4 protein-coding genes are annotated in these 3344 nt (G+C 44.4%); 1 reads left to right on the top strand and 3 read right to left on the bottom strand.

The window, feature by feature from the left end; genetic code table 11:
- Window positions 1-105: 105 nt before the first annotated feature.
- The 3 genes from QZZ41_RS00250 to QZZ41_RS00240 all read right to left on the bottom strand — a co-directional run bounded on the left by QZZ41_RS00250 (window position 106) and on the right by QZZ41_RS00240 (window position 2811).
- Window positions 106-288 carry a hypothetical protein gene (locus QZZ41_RS00250; protein ID WP_295066573.1) on the bottom strand — a complete coding sequence of 61 codons (183 nt, stop codon included), beginning with the start codon at window positions 286-288 and terminating at the stop codon, window positions 106-108.
- Window positions 289-608: 320 nt separating this feature from the next.
- Window positions 609-1784, bottom strand: coding sequence for a malic enzyme-like NAD(P)-binding protein (locus tag QZZ41_RS00245; protein ID WP_074714934.1), 1176 nt, complete (start codon window positions 1782-1784; stop codon window positions 609-611).
- Between the two features lie 82 nt (window positions 1785-1866).
- A complete protein-coding gene (locus QZZ41_RS00240; protein WP_295066569.1) occupies window positions 1867-2811 on the bottom strand; it encodes an L-lactate dehydrogenase in 945 nt (314 codons plus the stop codon).
- 384 nt (window positions 2812-3195) lie between these two features.
- Here QZZ41_RS00240 and QZZ41_RS00235 point away from each other — a divergent pair.
- Window positions 3196-3344 (top strand): argininosuccinate synthase domain-containing protein (locus tag QZZ41_RS00235; protein WP_295066575.1); only part of this gene is annotated, 149 nt, incomplete at its 3' end.

The following is a 3344-nucleotide window of genomic DNA, read 5'->3' as shown; positions in this document are numbered from 1 at the left end:
AGCCCGAGCCTTTAGTCCTTAGCCGTTAGTTTAGCGTGGACGGCGTTCAACTGTCCGAATTTTGTGATATTGCCGATAAATGACATAATGCAGGTCTTGGATCTATTATTCACTTCTTTTTGCTGTCAGACCTGCTGCGAGGCAGAATACGCAAACTACACCCAGAACTATCTGCGCCATCAGGAAGCTTTGGGTAATGAGTGAGATAATAAGTATTAAAAAGCTGATAACAGCTCCGATCAGACTGATAAAATGTACTTTTGATGTTTTTTTCATAGTGTTTTTCATAGTGCTTTTCTCCTTTACTTGTTAAATTTGATTTTTGTATTGTAAACTAACGGTTAAAGTTTTTATAGCTTTCAGCTCACATTTCCGTACTCTGAAATAAAAAGAGCCGTAAAGTAAAAACTGTACGGCTCCATTATAACATATTCCTAACAAAAAATCAACATTTGTGAGAAAATTTTTGTACATCTTCTAAAATGAGGGGGGCGGCAGCGTGACGCTGCACCCTTTCTCCGCGATATAGTTAACTCTAATGGCAGATAATATCCGCGAGGAACAATTAACGAAATGCGGATATCATCGCGTGAACGGAGACTCTGCGCTTATATACGAGCAACGCCTGTATCTCTTGCAGCCTGAGCAACAGCCTTGGCAACAGCCTGAGCAACTGTCTTGTCCAGTGCGCTTGGGATAATGTAATCTGCGCTGAGCTTATCGTCTGTAACGAATGAAGCGATAGCCTTAGCAGCGGCTATCTTCATAGCGTCGTTGATATCGCTTGCGCGAACATCAAGAGCGCCGCGGAATATACCGGGGAATGCAAGAACATTGTTTATCTGGTTCGGGAAGTCGCTTCTGCCTGTACCAACAACAGCTGCGCCTGCTTCCTTAGCGAGGTCGGGCATGATCTCGGGAGTCGGGTTAGCCATCGGGAAGAGAATAGGCTTGTCAGCCATAGACTTTACCATTTCGGGAGTTACGCAGCCGGGTGCTGATACGCCGATGAATACATCTGCGCCCTTGATAACTTCTTCGAGGCTGCCCTTTCTCATCTGCTGGTTTGTGATCTCAGCCATTTCGTCCTTCATAGGATTCATACCCTCAGGTCTGCCCTTGTAGATAGCACCGTTTCTGTCGCAGAGAACAACGTCCTTGAGTCCCATAGAGATGAGGAGCTTGATGATAGCGATACCTGCTGCGCCTGCACCGCTTGTAACAACTCTTATCTCGTCAAGCTTCTTGCCGACTACCTTGAGAGCGTTGAGCATAGCAGCAAGAGTAACAACGGCTGTACCGTGCTGGTCGTCGTGGAATATCGGGATATCGCAGCACTCCTTGAGCTTCTTCTCGATCTCGAAGCAGCGCGGAGCTGAGATATCTTCAAGGTTTACGCCGCCGAAAGAGCCTGCAAGGAGACGTACTGTATTAACGATATCATCAACTTCCTTTGAACGAACGCAGAGCGGGACTGCGTCAACGTCACCGAATGCCTTGAAGAGTGCGCACTTGCCCTCCATAACAGGCATACCAGCCTCAGGACCGATGTCGCCGAGACCGAGAACAGCTGTACCGTCAGTAACTACAGCAACGAGATTTGAACGGCGTGTGAGCTCATAGCTCTTGTCAACGTCCTTCTGTATTTCGAGGCATGGCTGTGCAACGCCGGGAGTGTAAGCGAGAGAGAGGTCATCTCTTGTTTCGAGAGGAGCACGGCAGATAACTTCTATCTTGCCCTGCCATTCCTTGTGCTTTTTAAGGGATTCTTCTGCATAATTCATGGTTTAAATTCCTTTCAGTGTCTTAATTTTAAAAAAGCGGAGAACATAAGAGTTCTCCGCGAAAATGCTTATTTGCGGTTTCTCAGAACTGGATCTGGTCAATAACGCTTCTCAGTGCCTTTGCGCTGGCCTGAAGCTTCTCTATCTCCTTATCGTTGAGCTTTGGTGAGACTTCTCTCTCGATACCGTTGCTTCCGATAACACATGGGAGACTGAGGCATACATCGCTGATACCGTATCTGTCGTTTATCATAGTAGAAACCGTTAAGATGTTCTTTGAGTCACGGAGAACAGTGTCACATATCTTGTTAACGCTCATTGCGATAGCATAGAAAGTAGCACCCTTTCTCTTGATGACTTCTGCGCCTGCCTTGCGGACTTCGTCGATGATCTCATCTTCATCAAGGTCTGCGTGATCCTGATCTGCGCAGTATTCATCAACAGGAACGCCTGCTATGTTCATTATAGACCATGGGATAAATGATGAATCGCCGTGCTCGCCGAATACATAAGCGTGGATGCTGTTAGGGCTGAGACCTACGTGGTCAGCGATTATGGAACGAAGTCTTGAAGTGTCAAGAGCTGTACCCGAACCAATAACCTGATTAGGTTTGAGGTCTGTACACTTCAGAATAGTGTATGTAAGGATATCAACAGGATTGCTGACAACTACATAGATAGCATCGGGAGCGTATTTAGCCACCTGAGGCATTACTTCCTTGATGATATTTACGTTGGTCTGAGCAAGGTCGAGACGTGTCTGACCTGGCTTTCTTGCAAGACCAAGTGTGACAACTACGATATCGGAGTCTTTAGCGTCCTCGTATCCGCCGTCGAATACTTCAACGTTCTCACCGAATGAAACGCCCTGACGTATATCCATAGCCTCGCCCTTTGCCTTAGCCTTGTTGATGTCAACAAGAACGATATCAGAGCAGGTACCTGCTACTGCGAATGTATAAGCAACAGATGCGCCGACATTGCCTGCGCCAAGTATAGTTATCTTTGTACCGTTTTTCTCAGCCATTATGTTAACCTCCATAAATCTCGGTGGACTCTGCCTACATCATATCTTTTTTTCATTTTGCAGAGCTATATGTACTTATTATTATAAACACAAAGGTGAAAAATATCAAGCAAAAACGCGGCTTTATTGCAAAAATCGTAAATTCATACAAAAGGCAGTAACATTTAACAAAGCTTTTTCACTCTGCGGATAATAGGCGGTGATTAGCCCGACCAATTAAAAAATCCGATTTTAAAATGAATAATATGCAAAATAAAGTGAATATTTTTGAAAATAATGAATATTTATGCAAATATACTTGACATTATTTTACTATGTAGTATAATAGATTTATATTGCAAATCCACGCAAAGTTTATGCGTTTATATTCAGGAGGTAATTACTATGGCAAACAAAAAGGATATCAAAAAGGTAGTTCTGGCATATTCAGGCGGACTCGATACATCTATCATCATTCCGTGGCTCAAGGAAAACTACAATAACTGTGAAGTTATCGCTGTTTCAGGTGACGTAGGACAGGGCACAGAGCTTGA

This window comes from Ruminococcus sp. (genome assembly GCF_016283395.1).
Note: the sequence above shows the minus strand (reverse complement) of the source record. Positions and strands in the feature narration are given on the sequence as shown.

Coding starts and splice junctions, on each gene's coding strand:
- QZZ41_RS00240 (WP_295066569.1), bottom strand. CDS start 2,811: ATGGCTGAGAAAAACGGTACAAAGATAACTATACTTGGCGCAGGCAAT.
- QZZ41_RS00245 (WP_074714934.1), bottom strand. CDS start 1,784: ATGAATTATGCAGAAGAATCCCTTAAAAAGCACAAGGAATGGCAGGGC.
- QZZ41_RS00250 (WP_295066573.1), bottom strand. CDS start 288: ATGAAAAACACTATGAAAAAAACATCAAAAGTACATTTTATCAGTCTG.